This is a genomic window from Conchiformibius steedae (assembly GCF_014054725.1).
Classification (GTDB): Bacteria; Pseudomonadota; Gammaproteobacteria; order Burkholderiales; family Neisseriaceae; genus Conchiformibius; species Conchiformibius steedae.
Genome location: NZ_CP059563.1, coordinates 863811 through 884961, shown reverse-complemented (window position 1 = coordinate 884961; position 21151 = coordinate 863811). Strand labels below are relative to the sequence as shown.

Genomic DNA, 21151 nt, shown 5'->3' with positions numbered 1-21151 from the left:
CTATTTGAGTGCGCCGTTGCACAACTCAATCAAGGCATCTATTTTACCGCCGATTTGGGTTTCTGCCAACGCTTTATTTTCGTTAATCTGCTTCAGTAAATCGTGGGTCAGGTTCAGCGCCGCCATAATCACCACTTTATCGGTTTCCATATTGCGCCCCGCGCCTTGAATCGCCATGATTTTTTGATTGAGCAATTCCACCGCCTGCAACAGCGTGCCGCGCTCGGCTTCGGGCGTACCGATGGTAAAGCGGCGGTTTAAAATGGAAACATTGATTTGTTCGATATTCATAAGTGGTTTCCTTCCACATCCTCACCCGCTTGCGCCGGCAAACGCGCCAACAATTTGCGGATGTCGCCCGCACTTTGCAGCAACAGGCTGCGGTATTCCTGATTTTGCGTGTTCAGTTTCAACATCTGCGTTTGCAGCGCGGTTTTTTCGTTTTTAATCTGCTCGTTCAAGCTGCCGATTTGACGGCTCAAGGTTTGGCTGACGGTGTTGATTTCCTGCTCGTGGCGTTCTTTCAACTGCGCGGTTTCGTAATTGTGGCGTTCTGCGATTTCCGACAAACGCTCGTTCAGGCGTTCCTGCTGATGCTGCGCTTCCTTCAAACGGCGTTGCCATTCTTCATCACGCGCAGTTGCCTGTTGTTCTTTTTCTAACAATTCGTTACGCAAGGCAGTAACACGGTTGTCGCTGATGCTCAGTTTTTTCGCCCACTCGGTTTCGGCAAGCTCGGCGGCAGCGGCGGCAGCCTGCAACTCGCCACGCAAACCCGCCATTTGCTGCTCGGCGGCTTCTTTATTGTCTTGCAAACGGTAGCCGAATTCTTTGCGTTCTTGCTCCGCCGCTTCTAAAGCCTGCTCCAACTCTTCCTGCAAATCTTTGATTTTGTTTTGCAGTTCTTTAATATGACGGTCAGAAGCACGTTCTGCCACATACAGCTTGGCTTCAAATTCCTGCGATTCTTTTTCGGCTGCCTGTAATTTTTCCAGCCATTCTTTGCGCTGTTTTTCGGCTTCGTCACGCGCAATTTGCAGCTTGTGGCTTAAATCATCGCTTTCGCTTTGGGCGCGTGCCTGTTCGTCTGCCAATTGCTCTTGCAATGCCTGAATGCGCTCGTCAGCGTGTTTTTGCGCCGATTGCAATTGTTTGTGCAAACGCTCGCTTTCTTCAGCGGCTTGGTTTTCCACCACTTTGATTTTGTCGTGCCATTCGCGCAATTGTTTTTCGGCGCGGCGTTCTGCCCCGCGCAGGGTGTCTTCCAATTCGCGGTAACGGCGCTCGGCGGCGGTTTGGCTTTCGTGCAAACGCTCGTTCCAATCGCGCTCTTTGTTTTCGGCGGCAATTTCGCGAACCTGCTCGCGGTCGCTCCATTCCTGCTCTTTGTCACGCAAGGTTTCTTCTGCCTGATGCAGTTTGTCGGTCAGGTTTTGGTGCTTGCCCTGCCATTCGCTTTGGCTGTTGTCAAACTTTGCCTGCCAATCTTGTTCGCATTTGTGCAGATTATTCTGCAAAAAGGCAATTTGGTCGCGCAGGTTGATGCGTTCTTTTTCCAGCAAATCAATCTGCTGTTCGTGGGTGGTGATGCGCTCTTCCAGCTCGCCGATAAATTGCTGTGCGGCGGCATCTCCCGGTCTTTTCTTGCGCTCGGCAGCCAGCTCGGCAACCTGTTCTGCCAGTTCTTCTTCCAAACGCTCTACTTGGGCGCGGGCTTCGCGGTGTACCTGCTGCAATTCCTGCTCCAGTTTGGCGCAGGCAGCCTGTTTGTCGCCGAATCTGCCAATCAGCTCGTGCAGTTTGTGTTCAAGCTGTTCTAAATTGCGGTTCATCAAAATTTCCTGTTCGGTTAAAACCCTGACCCGTCAGGGCAAATGCGCCTGCACGGACGGGCAACATGCGCGGGATTCGCGCGTGTTGGAATATCATGGAATGGTTTTTATTCGGCGGTGGGTTCGCGCTGCATCAGTCGGGCGGCGATGTCGGCGGCGGCGATGCGCCCGTCCAACAAATCCGCCAAAGCGGCGGTAACGGGCATATTCACGCCCAAACGCTGTGCGCTGCGGTTTACTTCGGCAATGGCGGGAATGCCCTCGGCAACGTGCCCCAAATCCGCCAACACATCTGCCAACGCCCTGCCTTCTGCCAGTGCCAGCCCCACTTGGCGGTTGCGCGATAATCCGCCCGTGCAGGTAAGCAGCAAATCGCCCATGCCCGACAGCCCCATTAGGGTTTTGGCTTGCGCCCCCAATGCCACTGCCAAGCGGGTCATTTCCGCCAAACCACGTGTCATCAGCGCAGCACGGGCGTTCATGCCGCAGCCCAAACCGTCCGACAGCCCCGCTGCCACCGCCATCACGTTTTTAACCGCGCCGCCCACACACACGCCCACCACATCGCTATTGGCATACAGGCGCAGAACTTCAGTATTTAAAGCCGCTGCCAGCGTGCCAATCCATTCGCCGTTTGCCGATGCCAAACACACGGCACAGGGCAAACCTTGTGCCAATTCTTGTGCAAAGCTCGGACCTGACAACACGCCTACACACGGATTAGCGGGCAAAACCTGTTCCAGCACCTGAAACGGCAGCAAACCGCTGTTCGGTTCAAAACCTTTGCACGCCGCCAAAACGGGAATATCGCCGCCACCCGCCGCATTTACCGCCTGCATACAACCACGCAACGCCGCCACAGGCACGGCTGCCAACAGCAAATCCGCCCCCGACACAGCCTCTGCCAGATTGCTGTGTACCGTGAGCGCGGCAGGTAAAGGCAATCCCGCCAGATAACGGCGGTTTTCGCGGCTGCCGTGCATTTGCGCGGCGTGTTCGGCACTGCGTGTCCACAGCGACACCGCGTGTCCGTGCGCGGCAAAATGTATTGCCAACGCCGTTCCCCAAGCCCCTGCACCCAAAACAGCAATCTTCATCGGCATTCCTTTTTGAATACATTGCGCCCGATTACGAAAAAACGCAAGTTAATCAGGCGGCACAGCGGCGATTTTAACACAGACCCCACAAAATGCTATGGAAAATTCAGCACGCGCCGCGCCCGCAGCGGTTTTAAGACAAAGCCTCGCGCACCGCACGGTAAGCCTGTTCCACCGCATCTTGCAAATAAGGCTTCCACGCCACATCCGTTCCCGCCATCAAAATATTGCCCAAACGCCGCTGCATCTGCGCCACAGTTTTGGAGGCGGCATCGTTGTTGTCCCACAAACCCACCTGTTCATAGCTGTAGCCATGCGACCAACGGTTAAACGTGATGGCAACCGCCGCATCATCAAACGACTCGCCCGCCAGTTGATACAAACCGCGCAACTGTTCGCGCAATTCTTTTTCCAAATCTTCCAGCTTTTGCCCCGCCAAACGCGCGCGTCCACCACGGTACATGCTTCGCGCATCATTGCCTTCAAACGCTGTGGCAATCCGCGCCGCGTGCAACACAATCGGTTCGTCAGGTGTGGCGGCATGGCGGTAAGTGCCGATATTGACAGGGTCGTCCAACTGAATCAGACAGTAAGGCGCATCGGGCGCGTACAGCGAATACACGCCCAATTTTTGAAACGCACGGGCGTTTTTCAAGGCAATTTTGGCATACACCATCGGCACTTTGACATTGGATTTCATTGCCTGCTGTTGCGCTTCGGGCATTTGCGGCAGAATACGCGCCGCCAAGGTGCTGTGTCCCGCAAAAATACAGTGAGTGGCGCGTACCCGTGTTAAGGCATCGCTGCCATGGCTTAAATACGCCACATCTACGCCATTAGCACGGTTTTCCGCCATCAGCACCGTGCTGTTCAAACGGATACGCACGGGGTGTTCTGACATATCCAATTGTGCATAATCAAATTTGGCGGTAACAATGTCTTCCATGCTGTTGCCCGCAGCCACGGCGGGAATCAGCTTGCGTACCAACAGACGGGCGATGGAAGCGTTACCGTCGGGGAAATGGTAGATATACGGTTCTTTTTCGCCTTTTTCCAACGGCAAACCCAGTTTTTGCGTACCGGGATAGCCGTTTTCGGCGGCTTCTGCCACCGATACGGCGTTAATGGCGTGGCCCCAGTATTCGGAACTGATATTGGTCAGATAACGCATGGCGTGTTCGGGCAGCTTGACGGTATCGCGCAAAAAGCTGTAATAGCTTGTTTTTTCAGCCAAATATTGTTTTTGTTTGCGTGATTTGCCCTGCCAGTAATCTTTGGGACGGACATAAAGTTCGGTTAGGGCATGGCGGTCGGCTTCGGGCAGGGGGAAACGCGCCACCATCGCCGCCGCTGCTTGTTCGTTTAACTCGCCTGCCACCACAGTATCTTTACCAAATGCGGCATTGCGGAAAAAAATACCTTTTTGCAAACCCCATTGTTTGCGGTACAAATCTTGTTGATAATATTGATGGAATTTGGTGTAATCCACGCCCAATTCTTTTAACAGCGCGTGGGCGTTTTGGGAAAAGGTGGTTTTGGGCGAATCCAAAGACTCGCTGCCGCCGTAGGTAATCAGGGTTTTGCCGTTTACGGTAAACTCGTTGCGCTTGGCATGTCCGCCAAAATCGTCGTGGTTGTCCAACACCAGCACTTTGGCATCGGGTTTGGCTTTGCGATACAAATAAGCTGCGGTCAAACCGCTGATGCCTGCGCCAATCACCACCAAATCATAGTTTTCGCTTGCTTTTTCGGGCAAGGTAAAACGTTTGCCGCTTAAGGCAACGGCGTGCGCCCCATCTTGGCTGCCGTCGTGGTCGCCGCGCAAACCGAGCAGCGCAGGCGGATAGTAAGGCGGTTGGGCAGCAGCATCAAACGGGCGGTATTTGGTGCAGGAAGCCGCGAATGAAGCCCCTGCCAACACAGCGCCCGCACCCAAAAAACGGCGGCGGGAAAAACGGACAGTCATAATAATTAACTCTGCTCAAGCGTAAAACCAAAGCCCCGATTATACCCAAGCCGCCCCAGCGCCGCACCGTATCTGCCGCCAAACTGCATCATTTTCACAACATACTGTTTTCAAAACCACTAAACCCAGCCCTTTGCCACCGTTGCCGGCACGGTTGCCCCAACGCGCAACAACGCCCCATTTTGTGGCATAATCGCGTGTTTCAGATTGTTTTTTTCAAAATCATGACCCGCAAAATCCTCGTTACCTCCGCCCTGCCCTATGCCAACGGCGCGATTCATCTCGGACACATGGTCGAGCATATCCAAACCGATATTTGGGTGCGCCTGCAAAAACTGCGCGGCAACGAATGCTACTACTGCTGCGCCGACGACGCCCACGGCACGCCCGTGATGCTGGCCGCCGAAAAACAAGGCATCGCCCCCGAAGACATGATTGCCCGCGTGCGCGAAGAGCATCTGGCTGATTTTACAGGCTTCCACATCGGTTACGACAACTACTACAGCACCCATTCCCCCGAAAACAAAGCCTTTGCCGAACAGATTTACCGCGCCCTCAAAGCCAATGGCAAAATTGAAAGCCGCGTGATTGAACAACTGTTTGACCCCGAAAAACAAATGTTCCTGCCCGACCGTTTTGTCAAAGGCGAATGCCCCAAATGCCACGCCAAAGACCAATACGGCGACAACTGCGAAGCTTGCGGCACCACCTATGCCCCCACCGAACTGATTCAGCCCTATTCCGCCGTATCGGGTGCGACCCCCGTGTTAAAGCAGTCCGAACACTTCTTTTTCAAACTGGGCGAATGCGCCGACTACCTGCGTCAATGGACTTCAGGCAGCACCGTTTTGGCAAACGGACACACCCAGCCGCACCTTCAGCCCGAAGCCCTCAACAAAATGAACGAATGGCTCGGCAAAGACGGCGAAACCACCTTATCCGATTGGGATATTTCCCGCGATGCGCCCTATTTCGGCTTTGAAATCCCCGATGCGCCGGGTAAATACTTTTATGTGTGGCTGGACGCGCCCGTGGGCTATATGGCATCGTTTCAAAACCTGTGCAACCGCATCGGTTTGAATTTTGAAGACTATTTCCGTGCCGACAGCCAAACCGAAATGTATCACTTTATCGGCAAGGACATTTTGTATTTCCACGCCCTGTTTTGGCCCGCCATGCTGCAATTTAGCGGACACCGCGCCCCCACAGGCGTGTTTGCCCACGGCTTTTTAACCGTGGACGGACAAAAAATGTCCAAATCACGCGGCACGTTTATCACCGCCAAATCCTATTTGCAACAAGGCTTAAACCCCGAATGGATGCGCTACTACATCGCCGCCAAGCTCAACAGCAAAATTGAAGACATTGATTTGAATCTGCAAGACTTTATCGCCCGCGTAAACAGCGATTTGGTGGGTAAATACGTTAATATCGCCGCGCGCGCCTCGGGCTTTATCGCCAAACGTTTTGACGGCAAATTAAGCAACGTTGCCGACAGCGCACTGATTCAACAGCTGTCCGCGCAATCCGAAGCCATCGCCGCCGATTACGAACAGCGCGAATACGCCAAAGCCCTGCGCGATATTATGGCGTTGGCAGATGCGGTAAACGAATATGTGGATGCCAACAAGCCTTGGGAATTGGCGAAACAAGACGGCGCAGATGATAAACTGCATCGCGTGTGCAGCGAATTGATTAACGCATTCAAAATTTTAAGCGTGTATCTTGCGCCTGTATTGCCGAAAGTGGCGGAACAGGCAGCCGCGTTTTTAAATATGGATGCTTTAACTTGGCAGGACAGCACACGCACGCTGCCTGAAAACCACATTATCAACCCCTACAAACACTTAATGCAAAGAATTGAGGAAAAACAAGTGAACGACCTGCTGGAAGCCAATAAACAAACCACCCCCACCGCCGAAACCGCGCCCGCATCGCCCTATCAGCCTGTGGCGGAACAAGCCAGTTTTGACGACTTTATGAAAATTGATATGCGCGTTGCCAAAGTGCTGAACTGCGAAGCGGTGGAAGGCAGCAGCAAATTGTTGAAATTCAGCTTGGATTTTGGATTTGAACAGCGCACGATTTTTTCAGGCATTGCCGCCAGCTATCCCAATCCCGCCGAATTAAACGGCAAAATGGTGATTGCCGTTGCCAACTTCGCGCCGCGCAAAATGGCAAAATTTGGCGTATCGGAAGGCATGATTTTGTCCGCCGCCACCCAAGACGGCAAACTGCGCCTGTTGGACGTACACGACGGCGCACAAGCAGGCGATAAAGTCGGTTAAAGCATTCGGGTTGTTTGAACAGGGTTTCAGACAGCCCGATTTTTCAACATGCCGCCGCATACGCTTGAAATATTTTATTTTTTAATACCTTGTATAAAATAAAGTATTTTCACTATAAAGGCGCGGCACCCTGTGTTATCCTGATTGGAACGGGAAATGCCCGCCCACGATTATTGTTCCGCCGTTAATGGCGGGGTTTCACACCGAAAAGGAATTTTTTAATGAAATACCTGATTTGTACTGCCGCGCTGATTTTGGCAGCAGGCTGCTCTGATAAAACCCCTGAAACCGCTCAGCAAAACACCGCATCGGCAGCCCACAGCACCGCAGCCCCCGCCGACCCGCTGGAAATATCCACAGCCATTCCCCACAACCCGAAATGGAAAACCTTTACCCTCGGTTCGGAAGCCAATTATCCGCCGTTTGAATACCGCAACAATAAGTCTGAACTGATTGGTTTTGAAATAGATATCGTCCACGCCGTTGCCCAAGAGGCTGGTTTTAACCCACGCATTTTATTTGCTCCGCTAAAAGACTGGCAAAAAAGCCTGCACAACAAGCAAACAGACGGCTGGGCTTCTGCCTTTGTGATTAACGACAGAGACAAACACATCGTCCATTTCAGCAAACCGTTTTTAGACAACACCTTTGTTTTACAGTTTACCGACAAACCCGAAAACGCCCGCATTCAAAGTGCCGCCGACCTGCGTGGTAAAAAAATCAGTGTCAGCAAATACTACGGCAAAGAAACCATTGATTTGGCAGCGCGTTTAAGCGGTTCACCCGATAATGTGGTGATTGCCAACAGCATTTACCTGTCTATCCGCAATGTTTATACCGGCGCCGCCGATGCCGTGATTGGCGAAGACCGCGTATTGGATTATTTTGCCATCAAACACAGGGCAGAAAGACTACCACCAATGCGCTCGGTCAGCACTGGCGAACCCAAACGGCATATGGCGTTTATTGTTGCCAAAGACAATCCCGAACTGCTCAAACTGCTCAATATCGGATTAGACAGAATCCGTGCCAACGGACGCTATGAAGCCATTATGAAAAAATGGTTTGGTAAAACATCGTAAATTTGGCTGTTATCAAATTTTATTGTAAAAAAGGCGGTAGCAAAAATGCTTACCGCCTGAATTTTAAACATTAAACAGGAAATGAATCACATCGCCGTCTTGTACGACATATTCTTTGCCTTCGGCGCGCATTTTGCCTGCTTCTTTGGCTTTGGCTTCGCCACCCAAGGCGATAAAGTCATCATAAGCAATTACTTGGGCGCGGATAAAGCCGCGTTCAAAATCGGTGTGAATCACGCCTGCGGCTTGCGGTGCGGTATCGCCTTTTTTAATTGTCCAAGCGCGGACTTCTTTTACGCCTGCGGTAAAATAGGTTTGCAAACCGAGCAAATCATAGCCTGCGCGAATCAGGCGGTTTAAGCCCGGTTCTTCCAAGCCCATTTCGGCTAAAAATTCCGCTTTTTCATCGTCTTCCAACTCGGCAATTTCGCTTTCCATCGCCGCACACACCGCCACAACAGGCGCGTTTTCCTGCGCTGCCAAGGCTTTTAAACGGTCAAGGTGGGGGTTGTTGTCAAAGCCGTCTTCCGCCACATTCGCCACATACATGGCGGGTTTGACCGTGAGCAGGAACAGGGGGCGCAGCAGCGCGGTGTCTTCCGCGTCCAAGCCGAAAGAACGCACGGGCTTGCCTTCGTTCAGGTGCGGCAGCAGTTTTTCCAGCAATGCCACCAGCTTTTGTGCGTCTTTGTCGCCTGCTTTGGCGCGTTTGCCTTCGCGCACAATGGCTTTTTCTACGCTTGCCAAATCCGCCAACGCCAGTTCCGTACCGATGGTTTCAATATCGGCAATCGGGTCTACTTTGCCCGAAACATGGACGATATTGTCGTCGTCAAAACAACGAACCACGTTCACGATGGCATCGGTTTCGCGGATATTGGCGAGAAACTGGTTGCCCAAGCCTTCGCCTTTGCTCGCGCCCGCCACCAGTCCGGCAATGTCCACAAATTCCACAATCGCCGGCTGCATACGCTGCGGATTGACGATTTTTGCCAACGCCGCCATGCGCGGGTCGGGCACTTCCACAATGCCGACATTCGGCTCGATGGTGCAGAAAGGATAGTTTGCCGCTTCAATGCCCGATTGGGTAAGCGCGTTAAACAGGGTGGATTTGCCGACATTAGGCAAACCGACAATGCCGCATTTCAAACTCATGCTGTTGTTCCTGAAAAGATTGGGAAAGGGCGCGATTTTAGCATATTTGCGCTTTTTATCTGCTTGAAAACACCATAGCAGGAAAGCCTCCCTATGGCTGCATCGCATCTAAAAAGTTAATCAGATTGCGTTTTTGCTCGGCATTCATGCGCCGCCAATGCTGCTGCAAACGCGCCTGCAACATATCGCCGCGCACCGGCACATACGCCTCCGTATCGGCAAACATTTTACTGCTGCCGCTGCTGTCGGCAAAAAACCAGTCAATCGGCGTATCCAGCAACACTGCAATATCCGCCAAATGCGACACATTGATTTTACTGCGCCCGCATTCGTAACGCGAAAACTGCTGCTGCGACACACCGATTTTTTCCGACAACGCTTCTGCCGTCAAACCCAATTCTTTACGGCGTTTTTGAATACGTCTGCCTACGGCGGCATCGGTTTGGTCGGGAATCAATTTAGCCATCAGAAAACCATTTTTTCCATGTTTCAACACACAGGGCTGCACATCAAGCACAGCCCAAAGTGGCTCTCATACCACAAACAGTAAGCGGCTGCTTCCGCACAACCGCTTTTTTCCAACCGTTGTATAGCTGGCAATCAGCAAGCAAAACCGTTAAACATAATCCAAACGCCCCACCGTTTCTGCCAGCGCGTTCAAACGCCGTTCTGCTTTGGCAACAAAGGGATTGGCTTCGTCCCACGCATAGCCTGCCAAAATAGAGGCAATCATGCGGCTGATATCGGCATTGCGCGAATCGGCAAAAATCACGTCTTGAAAACGCCCGTCATACCAGCCTTGCACATAGGTGCGGAAGGTATCCACCCCCACCATCAGCGGTCGGGCAAATTCATTTTGCCAATCGGCGGGTTGTCCGCGCAATTGTTTCGCCAGCACATCGGTGGCGAGTTTGGCAGAATGCATGGCAATGGTCACGCCCGATGAAAACACGGGGTCGAGAAATTCGGCGGCGTTGCCCAGCAGGGCAAAACGTTTGCCGTACAGGGTTTTGACATTGGCAGAATAGCCGCCGATGCTGCGATAAGGCACGCCGTTGTCCCACACGGCGTTTGCCAAAATGCGTTTGAGCATGGGTACGCCTGCGGTGTAGTGCGCCAAAATCTCAGCTGTGCCGTTAAATTCGGCAAAGCGTTCGGGCAAACCCACCACGCCGATGGAACTGCGCCCGTCGGCAAAGGGAATCAGCCAAAACCACACATCACGATGCACGCTGTGGGTGGAAATCAGGATTTTGTCGCGGTCAAAATCGGGGGCGGTAATGTGGTCGTCAATATGGGTAAAATGGGCTTGACGCACGGGCAGGTCGGACGGGGTTTCCAAATCCAGCAAACGCGGCAATACGCGCCCGTAACCGCTGGCATCTAAAACAAAACGGCAATGCAAATCATAGGCTTCGCCTTGTTCGGGGCGAATACTTAATACTGCTGATTGTTCTGTTTGCTTAAAGGCTTCTACGGCACAACCGAAACGCACGTCTGCGCCCTGTTTGGCGGCTTCGTTAATCAGGATATGGTCAAAACGGTCGCGGCGCACTTGAAAGGTGGTACCCGGTCCTGCGCTGAATTTGTCAGTAAAATCAAAATAGGTGTAGCGGCTGCCCCAAGTAAAGGCTGCGCCGTTTTTCAACTGAAAAGACGGCTCGGCAGCCACGGCGTCTGCCAAACCCGCTTCCTGCAAAAATTCCATGCAATGCGGCAACAGGCTTTCGCCAATCACAAAACGGGGAAAATGCTGTTTTTCCAATACGCATACGGAAAACCCCTGCCGCAGCAGCAAGGCTGCTGCCACCGCGCCCGCCGGTCCTGCGCCGATAACGGCAACATCACAATCCACCGCTTCACACATGGTCGCACCTTTCCTGTTCGCTGCGGTGACGGCGCACCAGATTACGCAATGCCTGCGCCAAATCCTGATGATGCGCCAATTGCTCGGCAGTGCGTTCAAAGTTGTCCAAAGCGTGTTCGGGAATACGCAGGTTTTTGACACGCGGCGGCGGAATATCGGGCGGGGAAATTTTGCAAACCACACTGCGGATGTGTTCGTCTAAAGCACACAGGCGCGGTTGCAGCGCAGGCAACAGCATTTTCAAACGCCCCGCCGCCATATTGCCCGACACAAACAGCACCAAACGCCCTTCGCCGTCAATACACGCCACACGGCAATGCGCCGCCAAATTGTGCGGCAGCAACCGTTTGACTTCGCTGTCCAAACGGGAAAAATAACGCGCCCGCGCCAGCAAACCGCGCAAACGCGGATGATTGCGGCTTAAATCGTCAAACTGCATGGTTAATCCCTAATCATTAAATTGGCAAAGGCAGTATCCAACTCTTTGCTGCCCCAGCTGTCAAAATCTACTTTTACCCGCGCACTCGCGCCCGCATCGCGCACCGACACCACCACGCCCGCACCGAATTTGCCGTGATGCACGCGCTGTCCCGCATAAAAACCGTGTATCGGCGCAGATGTTTTTGCCTGATTATGAACCACATTATCGCGAATCACTGTTTTGGCGGGCGACACGTTTTGCAATAATTCGGGCGGAATTTCGCCGATAAAGCGCGACACCACGCCCGTCCGCACTGCGCCGTGCAACATACGCCGTTGCGCCAAGCTCAAATACAGCCTGCGCCGCGCCCGTGTTAATGCCACATACATCAGCCGCCGTTCTTCTTCCACCGCTTCGGCATCGCTCACGCTCTGCTCGGACGGAAAACGCCCTTCTTCCAAACCGGTAATAAAAACAGCATCAAATTCCAAGCCTTTGGCGGCGTGTACCGTCATCAGCGACACGCCGTTGTCGGTTTCGGCTTCATCGTCGCCCGCTTCTAAAGCAGCATTGCTTAAAAACGCCAACAAAATAGCCTGTGCGCCCGCTTCACGGCTTTCGGCTTCGTTTTCCACCGCTGTTTGGTCGGGGCGGAACAAACGCGCAGCGTTTAATAACTCGTCCAAATTTTCAGTGCGCTCACGCTCGGCGGCGTTGTTTTGCTTGGCAAAATAATCATACAAACCGCTGCTGCTTATGATTTCCGCCAATAAATCAGGTAAATCCGCTGTGCCTGCCAAAGCCTGAAAACGCGCCATCAACACGGCAAACGCCGCCACTTTCGCCGATTTTCCCGCCATCTGCTGCGCCGCCGCCAATAAAGGCACCCCGTTTGCCGCCGCCTGTTCGCGCACAGCCGCCACCGTGCGTTCGCCAATACCGCGCGGGGGCATGTTCACAATCCGCAAAAAGGCATTGTCATCAGCAGGATTCACCGCCAAACGCAAATACGCCAGCGCGTGTTTGATTTCGGCGCGTTCGTAAAAACGCAAACCGCCGTAAATCCGATAAGCAATTTTTTCACGGAATAAGGCTTGTTCCAACACCCGCGATTGCGCGTTGCTGCGGTATAACACCGCGATTTGCGCCGCAGACGTGCCTTGTTGCAGCAGCTTGCGGATTTCGTTTACCACAAACGCCGCTTCTGCTATATCGTCTGCTGCCGAAAACAAACGTATCGGCTCGCCCGCGCCCGCCGTGGTACGCAGGTTTTTCCCCAAACGCCCGCGGTTACGCGCAATCAAGGCATTCGCCGCCGCCAATACCGTGCCTGTGGAACGGTAATTCTGTTCCAAACGCAGCGCATCGCCTATGCCCAAATCGCGCATCAAATCCGCCATATTGCCCACACGCGCCCCGCGAAAACGGTAAATGCTCTGGTCGTCATCGCCCACCGCACACAATGCCGCGCCCCCGCCTGCCAACAACATCAGCCAACGGTATTGCAAAACATTGGTGTCTTGAAATTCGTCTGCCAAAATATGGCGGAAACGCATTTGGTAACGGCGCAGCAAATCCGTATTACCGTTGAGCAATTCATAGCTCTTGAGCAGCAATTCGGCAAAATCCAACACGCCTTCGCGTTCGCAAACTTGTTCGTATTCGGCATACACGCGAATCAGGCGTTTGGCAATGGGGTCAGGCGCATCAATCGCGCCTGCGCGTAAGCCTTCTTCTTTTTGGGCATTGATAAAACCCTGCATCAGGCGCGGCGGCAGGGCTTCTTCACTAATGTCCAACTGCTTGAGCAGACGTTTAATCAAGGCAAGCTGCTCTGCCGAATCCATAATTTGAAACGCCTGCGGCAAACCTGCTTCGCGCCAATGCTGACGTAGCATACGGTGGCACAAACCATGAAACGTGCCTATCCACATGCCTTGCAACGAGCCTGCTACCATCGCTTCTATGCGGGAACGCATTTCTTTGGCGGCTTTATTGGTAAAAGTGACCGCCAAAATTTCGCGCGGACGCACCTGCCGCGTGTGCAACAGCCAAGCAATACGGGTGGTTAGCACACGGGTTTTGCCGCTGCCCGCGCCAGCCAAAATCAGCAAGGGCGCAGGCGGATACGTTACCGCTGCCAATTGTTCGGCGTTCAGCCCCTGCAACAGCGTATCCGCCGTTTCTGCCATCATCAGGCAAACAGCCAAGGTTGGCTTTGGCGGCGTTTTTCCTCAAACGTGCGGATTTCGTCTGCATGCGCCAAAGTCAAACCGATTTCGTCCAAACCGTTGAGCAAGCAGTGTTTGCGGTGTTCGGTAATGTCAAAAGCAAAGGATTTACCGCTGGGGGTGGACACGGTTTGCGCGTTTAAATCAATGGTCAGGCTGTAGCCTTCGTTGGCTTCGGTTTCTTGAAACAGTTGTTCTACCACTTCTTCCGACAACACAATCGGCAGTAAGCCGTTTTTATAGCAGTTATTAAAGAAAATATCGGCAAAACTGGGCGCAATCACGGCACGGAAACCGTAATCGTCTAACGCCCAAGGCGCGTGTTCGCGTGAAGAACCGCAGCCGAAATTTTTACGGGTCAGCAAAATCTGTGCGCCCTGATAACGCGGCTGATTCAGGGAAAAATCGGGATTGAGCGGGCGTTTGCTGTTGTCCATGCCTGGTTCGCCGTGGTCAAGGTAACGCCATTCGTCAAAGGCATTGGGACCAAAGCCGCTGCGTTTGATGGATTTGAGAAATTGTTTGGGGATAATGGCATCGGTGTCCACATTGCTGCGGTCCAGCGGGGCAACCAAGGCAGTTAAAGTGGTAAAGGCTTTCATATTTTTTCCTTTGCATACAAAACCGCCTGAAAACGGTATCGGCTTTCAGGCGGCAGGCAGGTTTAGGGGTTTTGGCGGTTTTCCTGATAGCGGATGGTTTCCCATGTATTGCCGTCGTCGCTTACATGGCTGCGCGTATCGGCACAGGCACTCAATCCCGCTGCCAACAAAGCAGCCAGTATGATTTTTTTCATCTTTTTTCCTTATGCTTGCAAGGGCTTACTGACCCATGTTTTCAATGGCTTCGCCTGTTTTACGAACGCCTTTGCCTACGGTTTCCGCGCCTTTTTTCAGCACTTCGCCGGTTTTATCAGCTACTTTTTCGCCGGTTTCTTTGGTTTTGTCCCAGCCTTTTTCAACCGCTGCTTCGGTTTTATCCAAATTGCGCGACGTGTCGGCTTTCATACCGCTCCAAGTGCCGCTGCACGCGCTCAAACCCAAAACCAAAAAAGCGGATACCAATAATTTTTTCATGTGTGTTTCCTTAAAAAAATTAAAAACAATCTGTCGGAATGTATGCCGTATTATGCGGCAAAGCGCGGCAAACGGCAGCGGTTTAACACAATTTAACGTGTGATTTCCTGTAGGACTTCGCCCGTTTTTTCCATACCTCGCCCAATCAGGTTGCCGCCTTTTTTCAGCCACTCGCCCGTTTGTGCGGCAGCAGCATCAATTTCATCGCGGTTGTTTTCCACCCAATCGGATGCGGTTTTTAAATTGGTACTGCCGTCTTTTACCGCACCCTGCAAGGTGTTGGCGCAGGCAGTTAAGCTGCCGACAGCCATTAAAATCAATAATTTTGTTTTCATATTGTCCTTTTCAGGCAGCCTGAATTTGCCACAAGCTGCCTGAAACCCATTTTACAAAGCGCGGATATCGGTAAAACGCCCCGTTACCGCCGCCGCCGCCGCCATCGCGGGGCTGACCAAATGGGTGCGTCCGCCGTTGCCCTGACGTCCTTCAAAATTGCGGTTAGACGTAGAAGCGCAACGCTGCTGCGGCGCAAGACGGTCGGCGTTCATCGCCAAACACATCGAGCAGCCCGGTTCGCGCCATTCAAAGCCCGCATCCAAAAAGATTTTGTCCAAGCCCTCGCGTTCCGCCTGCGCTTTTACCAAGCCCGAACCAGGAACCACCAACACACGCGACACATTGTCTGCCTTGCTGCGCCCTTTGGCAACCGCCGCCGCTTGACGCAAATCCTCAATACGGCTGTTGGTACAAGAACCGATAAACACAATATCCACAGGAATTTCATTTAAAGGCGTACCCGCCTGCAAACCCATATACTGCAAAGCGCGTTCCATACCACTGCGTTTAACAGGGTCGCTTTCCGCCGCAGGGTCAGGCACTTTACCGTTTACATCTGCCACCATTTCGGGCGACGTTCCCCATGTTACCTGCGGTTCAATATCCGCCGCATCAAAACGGTAAACCTTGTCAAACTGCGCCCCTTCATCAGAAACCAGCGTGCGCCAATACGCCACCGCCTTATCCCAATCTTCGCCTTTGGGCGCAAACGGACGACCTTGCACATAATCAATGGTAATTTGGTCCACCGACACCATGCCCGAACGCGCACCTGCTTCAATCGCCATATTGCACAAAGTCATGCGTCCTTCCATGCTTAATTCATGCACGGCTTGTCCGCCAAATTCAACCGCATAGCCCGTTCCGCCCGCCGTACCGATTTGTCCGATAATATACAATGCCAAATCTTTGGCGGTTACACCGCTTTTCAAGCTGCCAGAAACCTCAATCAGCATGGATTTGGATTTTTTGGCGGTAATACATTGTGTTGCCATCGTGTGTTCCACTTCAGACGTACCGATGCCGTGCGCCAACGCGCCAAACGCGCCGTGTGTGGAAGTATGCGAATCGCCGCACACTACCGTCATCCCCGGTAAAGTTGCGCCCTGTTCAGGACCCATCACATGCACAATGCCCTGCGCTTCATTCATAAAGGGGAAATACGCCAATGCGCCAAACTCTTTAATATTGCTGTCCAGCGTGTCCACCTGCAATTTGGAAATCGGGTCTTTAATGCCCTCGTCCATATCGCCCGTGGGGACATTGTGGTCGGCGGTAGAAACAATGCTGTCAATACGCCACAGTTTGCGCCCTGCCATTTTCAGCCCCTCAAAGGCCTGCGGGCTGGTCACTTCGTGTACCAAATGGCGGTCAATATACAGCAATACCGTACCGTCTTCTTCTTCGCGGACGACGTGGCTGTTCCAAAGTTTGTCGTAAAGGGTTTGTGCCATGATGTTTTTAGAATTTAAACCAAGAAAGCGCGGATTTTAGACTTTTTGGACAAATAAAGCAAGCAAAATTACTTTCTGCCCCATCAATCTTTTTAATTTTAGACAAATCGTCCACAAAGCCTATTCCGACAAATTTGCCAGTCCGATGGCGAAAAAATGTACAATAAGGTTTTTAAACCCTTTATCACGGCTGCAAGCATCTGTTTGCCCCCCATTTATGGATATTCTAAACCTACCCGACCCCGAACGCATTTTGCCCGAACGCTGGCAGGCTTACGGCGCATGGCTCAGCCGCCAAGCCAATCCCTCTTTGGCTTACGGCGACCACCCCCACATCAGCGCCGACACCCTGCCCGATTTAAAAAACGACTTCCACGCTTGCACAGGCATGGATTTGGACGACTATATCCGTTTGCGCCGCTTGAGTTTTTTGCTGTCGCGCTCACAATCGCATTCGCAATACCGCGCCGAATTGGCAGCAGGGGCAATGGATTCGCCTTTCGGACAAATGCTTGCCATTTGCAGCGAAAAAGGCGTGTGCATGCTCAAATTTATCGCGCAAAAAGGCGTGGAAAGCGAATTACTCGCCGTACAGCGCGAAAAACAAGCCTTGTTCGGCTGGCGCGAAACGCCTGTGATGGCGCAATTGCGTGACGAATTGGCGCGGTATTTTCAAGGCAGTTTGCGCGAATTTGGCGTGGCATTGGATTTAGTCGGCAACGACACCCAACGCGAAGCATGGCACGCCATGACCACCATTCCTTACGGCGAAACACGCGGTTACGCGCAATTGGCAGCTCAGTTGGACAAAAGCAATGCCACCCGCCACATCGCCGCCGCCGCAGGACAAAACAAAACCGCCATTATTGTGCCGTGCCACCGCGTAAACGGACACGACCACATCAGCAGTTTTGCGGCAGAATTGCGCCAATTGGAACAGCAGTCAGGCAATGCCACCGCTGCGCCTGCGCCCGTTGCCCCTGCTGAAAGCACAAGCAGCAGCATCTTACCGCCACCCACGGGCTTGGGTTGGCGAAAATCTTAAAAATGCTTGCCAAACGGGATAATGATTATTATAATGCGCCGCAAGTTCAGCCCTTTCCCGCCCAACACCGAAGGGCTGAGCCTAGAGACGCCGATGGACACCGCCAACTCCCTCCATCGGCGTTTCGCCTTTCTATCAACTATACAATATATTCAAGCTGCTGTTGCAATGCCAACAGCAGCTTGATTGTTTACAATCCCAATTCGTTTAAAAAACGGATATCGTCTGCCCAACCCGATTTCACTTTTACCCACACTTTTAAAAACACTTTGGCATCAAACAGTTTTTCCATATCCATACGCGCTTCGGTGGAAATTTTTTTCAGTTTTTCGCCGCCTTTGCCAATCACAATGGGCTTTTGGTTTTCCTTATCCACCAATACGGCGATGTAGATTTCGTGTAAACCTTTGTCGTCAATCTTAAATTGCTCCACTTCCACATTCAGCGCATAAGGCAGTTCTTCTCCCAAATAGCGGAACAGTTTTTCGCGCACAATTTCCATCGCCAAAAAGCGCGATGATTTATCGGTAACCATATCATCGGGATACAGGGGAACGCTTTCGGGCAGCAGCGGTTTTAAATCGGCAATCAGATTGGCAATACGCAGCCCGTGTTTGGCACTGACGGTTTGTACGCCCACAAAGGGAAATTCTGCCGATACCTGCTCAATAAATTCTTGTAATGCCAATTTGTTTTTAGCTTTTTCTTTGTCAATTTTATTTACGGTCAACAACACGGGTGTATGCGCAGGCAGTTGGCGCAATACGGTGCGGTCGGCTTCGGTAAAACGCATGGCTTCCACCACAAACACAATGGCATCTACGCCGCTCATGGCTTCGGTAACATTTAAATTTAAACGGTCGTTCAGGGCATTGCGGTGGTCGGTTTGAAAACCGGGGGTATCGACAAACACCAGCTGGGCGGCGGGGTCGGTAAAAATGCCCGTGATTTTGTGGCGGGTGGTTTGCGCTTTTTTGCTGGTAATGCTGATTTTTTGACCAATCAGGTGGTTCATCAGGGTGGATTTGCCCACATTGGGACGTCCGACAATGGCGATAAAGCCGCAGCGGTAAGGTATAGTCATAATCATGGTCTTTCTTTTGAATCAATTGGAATAAACCAATGGGAAACGTTGGGGCAGGCGCGGCAGCACCCAAGCAAACAATCCTGTGTGCAACACGGCGGCAACCAGTGTGGAAACCAATAAATCAATGGGATAATGCATACCCAATAATAATCGGCTCAACAGCATCGCGCCCGCCCAACACGCCAGCGGCGCACACACGCATTGACGGCAGCCGAATCCCACTGCCAACAGCAGCCACGATACGGCGAAAATGGTGTGTCCAGACGGAAAAGAATAATCGTGGTGGTCGGCTTGGTGTGCAGCCACGCTGCCGTCGCTGTTTTTCATTTGGGTATAAACCAAAGCATTTTGTTCGTTGTCGGGCAAACGGTAAAAATCATCGGGCGTATTCACTTTTCCCGACAACGCCAGCGCAGTCACAAAGGGGCGCGGTTCTTGAAAACCGCGTTTCATGGCACTTTTTACGCCCTGCGTTACCCCCAAAGACAAGGCACACATCAGCAAAACGGTTTGCCACGCATAACGGCGGCGCAGCAGCCACACCAGCGCGGCAGTCAGGCAAACGGTGGTCAGCACCGCATAAGGGGGCGTGCCCATATCGGTGAGCCACAACCAATACGGCAGCGCGGAACTGAAATTCAAGGCATTTTCAGGCAACCACACATAAGCTGCCGCCCACGCGCCCGCAGGCACACATAACATTAACAACGTATAAACCCACAGCATTTGAAAAGATTTCACGCTCATGGCTTATGGGCTCCTTTATTGTTATCATTTTTTACCGATTGATGGTGCAAGCTGTCTGACTGCCACACCACATTGATTTGGGATTGTCCCGTGCGCTGTTGCAGCCATGCCCGCAAACGGCTGATTTCTTTGTCGCTTAAAGGCTCGGATACGCGCAGCCACACAGTCAGATGCTCGGATTCGCTGCTATCGGCAACATCAGGAGATGCGCTCGCGGAAGCGGCTGCGCCTTCTGCACCCTGCCACCACGCGCCGTAACCGACAAACACGCCGTTGGCTTCGGGATATTGGGCGCGGATTTCCGCCAATAAGTCGGCTTCGTTTACTTTGCGCTGTGCGATTGCGCTTTCCCATTCCCTGCTTTCATGCTCAAAGGATTTGGCGGCGGCTTCAATGGTTTGTGCCAATTCTGCTTTGGCCTGTTCCAAGCTGGTATTGCCGCCTGCATACAACACCCGCACCTGCGGTTCGCTAATGCCTGCTTCTTTCAGCTTGCGCGTCAGCAATGCGGTGATTTTTTCGGTATTGCCCGTGCCGTTGATAATCAGTCCCACCGTGTGTTTGCTGTGGTCCAAGGTGCTGCGTAAAATATAAAAACCTTCCTGCTGCTGTACGTCTTGAATCACTTTGCCCGCTGTGGTGTTAAACAGCTCTTTGCGCACCAAGCCTGCTGCCAGATAGGTGCTGGGAATCATCACCGCTGCAATGACCGCCGCAATCACCATGCGGTGCAAAAAACGTTTGCTGTCGCTGACCAAACCCCGTCGCGGCAGTTTTAACAGCTTGGCAAACAGCAGCGTGGCAAACGCAATAAACACGCAGTTAATCGCCAACAGGTAAAACGCCCCGAAAAAATACTGCCAGTTGCCGTGTGCCAAGCCGTAACCCGCAGTACACAAAGGCGGCATCAATGCCGTGGCAATCGCCACCCCCGGCACCACATTGCCCGTTTCCTTGCGCGTTACCGCCACAATGCCCGCGCTGCCGCCGAAAAAGGCAATCAATACGTCCCACAAAGTAGGCTGCGTACGCGCCAACAGCTCGCTTTGCGCCTGCTGCAAAGGCGTAATCAAAAAATACAGCGTGGCAGTAATCAGGCTGATGACGATAAACACCAAAATATTGCGCAATGCCAGCCGAATCAGTCCGATATCGCTAACCGCCGCGCCGTAGCCCATGCCCACAATCGGTCCCATCAGCGGCGAAATCAACATCGCGCCAATCACCACCGCCGTGCTGTTTACGTTCAAACCGATGCTGGCAATCGCCACGGCAAAAATCAGTACCCACATATTTGTGCCCGACACGCGCACATTGGCACGGATGGCCGCATCAATTTTATCGGCATGGGCTTGGTCGTGGTGCAGACTGAATACGTCTTTTAAAGCAGCAGCGGCTTTATTGTCTGCCGCGCTGTGTTCGTTTTCAGAAGTGTTTTGCTTATTATTCATCAATCAAAAATCCTCT

At 52.5% G+C, this 21151-nt stretch carries 20 protein-coding genes; 3 read left to right on the top strand and 17 right to left on the bottom strand.

Annotated features, from left to right (window positions below; all coding sequences use genetic code 11):
• From H3L98_RS04900 to H3L98_RS04885, 4 genes are all read right to left on the bottom strand, one after another.
• Positions 1–291: a cell division protein ZapA gene (locus H3L98_RS04900; protein ID WP_027021012.1), complete on the bottom strand. Its 291-nt coding sequence runs from the start codon at positions 289–291 to the stop codon at positions 1–3.
• A complete protein-coding gene (locus H3L98_RS04895; protein ID WP_027021011.1) occupies positions 288–1832 on the bottom strand; it encodes a coiled-coil domain-containing protein in 1545 nt (514 codons plus the stop codon). Before H3L98_RS04895 ends, H3L98_RS04900 begins: the two co-directional genes overlap by 4 nt.
• A gap of 107 nt (positions 1833–1939) precedes the next feature.
• A complete protein-coding gene (locus H3L98_RS04890) occupies positions 1940–2929 on the bottom strand; it encodes an NAD(P)H-dependent glycerol-3-phosphate dehydrogenase (RefSeq protein ID WP_027021010.1) in 990 nt (329 codons plus the stop codon).
• Positions 2930–3062: 133 nt separating this feature from the next.
• Entirely contained in the window at positions 3063–4895 is a 1833-nt protein-coding gene (locus tag H3L98_RS04885) for an FAD-dependent oxidoreductase (RefSeq protein WP_027021009.1), read from the bottom strand.
• A 224-nt stretch (positions 4896–5119) separates the two neighbouring features.
• On the opposite strand from H3L98_RS04885, the gene metG reads away from it, so the two are divergent.
• The gene (metG, locus tag H3L98_RS04880; RefSeq protein WP_027021008.1) at positions 5120–7183 is read left to right on the top strand and encodes a methionine--tRNA ligase; all 2064 of its coding nucleotides are present in this window, start codon (positions 5120–5122) and stop codon (positions 7181–7183) included.
• Between the two features lie 221 nt (positions 7184–7404).
• Positions 7405–8265, top strand: a complete 861-nt coding sequence (locus H3L98_RS04875; protein ID WP_027021007.1) for a substrate-binding periplasmic protein — start codon at positions 7405–7407, stop codon at positions 8263–8265.
• A gap of 63 nt (positions 8266–8328) precedes the next feature.
• Here H3L98_RS04875 and ychF read toward each other — a convergent pair whose 3' ends face one another.
• The 10 genes from ychF to leuC all read right to left on the bottom strand — a co-directional run bounded on the left by ychF (position 8329) and on the right by leuC (position 16808).
• Positions 8329–9420, bottom strand: a complete 1092-nt coding sequence (gene ychF, locus H3L98_RS04870) for a redox-regulated ATPase YchF (RefSeq protein WP_027021006.1) — start codon at positions 9418–9420, stop codon at positions 8329–8331.
• A 91-nt stretch (positions 9421–9511) separates the two neighbouring features.
• The gene (locus H3L98_RS11005) at positions 9512–9886 is read right to left on the bottom strand and encodes a helix-turn-helix domain-containing protein (protein WP_027021005.1); all 375 of its coding nucleotides are present in this window, start codon (positions 9884–9886) and stop codon (positions 9512–9514) included.
• 150 nt (positions 9887–10036) lie between these two features.
• Positions 10037–11287, bottom strand: coding sequence for an NAD(P)/FAD-dependent oxidoreductase (locus H3L98_RS04860; RefSeq protein ID WP_027021004.1), 1251 nt, complete (start codon positions 11285–11287; stop codon positions 10037–10039).
• A complete protein-coding gene (locus H3L98_RS04855) occupies positions 11280–11726 on the bottom strand; it encodes a DciA family protein (RefSeq protein ID WP_027021003.1) in 447 nt (148 codons plus the stop codon). The genes H3L98_RS04860 and H3L98_RS04855 overlap by 8 nt, the downstream gene beginning before the upstream one ends.
• A gap of 2 nt (positions 11727–11728) precedes the next feature.
• On the bottom strand, positions 11729–13906 hold the full coding sequence (locus H3L98_RS04850; protein WP_169733458.1) for a UvrD-helicase domain-containing protein: 2178 nt from the start codon (positions 13904–13906) through the stop codon (positions 11729–11731).
• The gene (gene leuD / locus H3L98_RS04845; protein WP_027021001.1) at positions 13903–14541 is read right to left on the bottom strand and encodes a 3-isopropylmalate dehydratase small subunit; all 639 of its coding nucleotides are present in this window, start codon (positions 14539–14541) and stop codon (positions 13903–13905) included. Before leuD ends, H3L98_RS04850 begins: the two co-directional genes overlap by 4 nt.
• 62 nt (positions 14542–14603) lie before the next feature.
• On the bottom strand, positions 14604–14735 hold the full coding sequence (locus H3L98_RS04840) for a lipoprotein (protein ID WP_156932172.1): 132 nt from the start codon (positions 14733–14735) through the stop codon (positions 14604–14606).
• Positions 14736–14760: 25 nt separating this feature from the next.
• Positions 14761–15015: a hypothetical protein gene (locus tag H3L98_RS04835; protein WP_027021000.1), complete on the bottom strand. Its 255-nt coding sequence runs from the start codon at positions 15013–15015 to the stop codon at positions 14761–14763.
• 92 nt (positions 15016–15107) lie between these two features.
• Positions 15108–15350: a hypothetical protein gene (locus H3L98_RS04830; RefSeq protein WP_027020999.1), complete on the bottom strand. Its 243-nt coding sequence runs from the start codon at positions 15348–15350 to the stop codon at positions 15108–15110.
• Positions 15351–15401: 51 nt separating this feature from the next.
• Positions 15402–16808: a 3-isopropylmalate dehydratase large subunit gene (gene leuC, locus H3L98_RS04825; RefSeq protein ID WP_027020998.1), complete on the bottom strand. Its 1407-nt coding sequence runs from the start codon at positions 16806–16808 to the stop codon at positions 15402–15404.
• Between the two features lie 214 nt (positions 16809–17022).
• On the opposite strand from leuC, the gene H3L98_RS04820 reads away from it, so the two are divergent.
• On the top strand, positions 17023–17850 hold the full coding sequence (locus H3L98_RS04820) for a methylated-DNA--[protein]-cysteine S-methyltransferase (RefSeq protein WP_051531927.1): 828 nt from the start codon (positions 17023–17025) through the stop codon (positions 17848–17850).
• A 190-nt stretch (positions 17851–18040) separates the two neighbouring features.
• Here H3L98_RS04820 and era read toward each other — a convergent pair whose 3' ends face one another.
• Genes era through H3L98_RS04805 form a run of 3 tightly spaced genes read right to left on the bottom strand, consistent with a single transcriptional unit; the run spans position 18041 to position 21135 of the window.
• Positions 18041–18940 (bottom strand): GTPase Era, encoded by a 900-nt coding sequence (gene era / locus H3L98_RS04815; protein WP_027020997.1) that lies wholly within the window; start codon positions 18938–18940, stop codon positions 18041–18043.
• A 15-nt stretch (positions 18941–18955) separates the two neighbouring features.
• Positions 18956–19684 (bottom strand): phosphatase PAP2 family protein, encoded by a 729-nt coding sequence (locus H3L98_RS04810; protein ID WP_051531926.1) that lies wholly within the window; start codon positions 19682–19684, stop codon positions 18956–18958.
• Positions 19681–21135: a DUF389 domain-containing protein gene (locus tag H3L98_RS04805; RefSeq protein WP_027020995.1), complete on the bottom strand. Its 1455-nt coding sequence runs from the start codon at positions 21133–21135 to the stop codon at positions 19681–19683. Before H3L98_RS04805 ends, H3L98_RS04810 begins: the two co-directional genes overlap by 4 nt.
• Between the last annotated feature and the right edge of the window lie 16 nt (positions 21136–21151).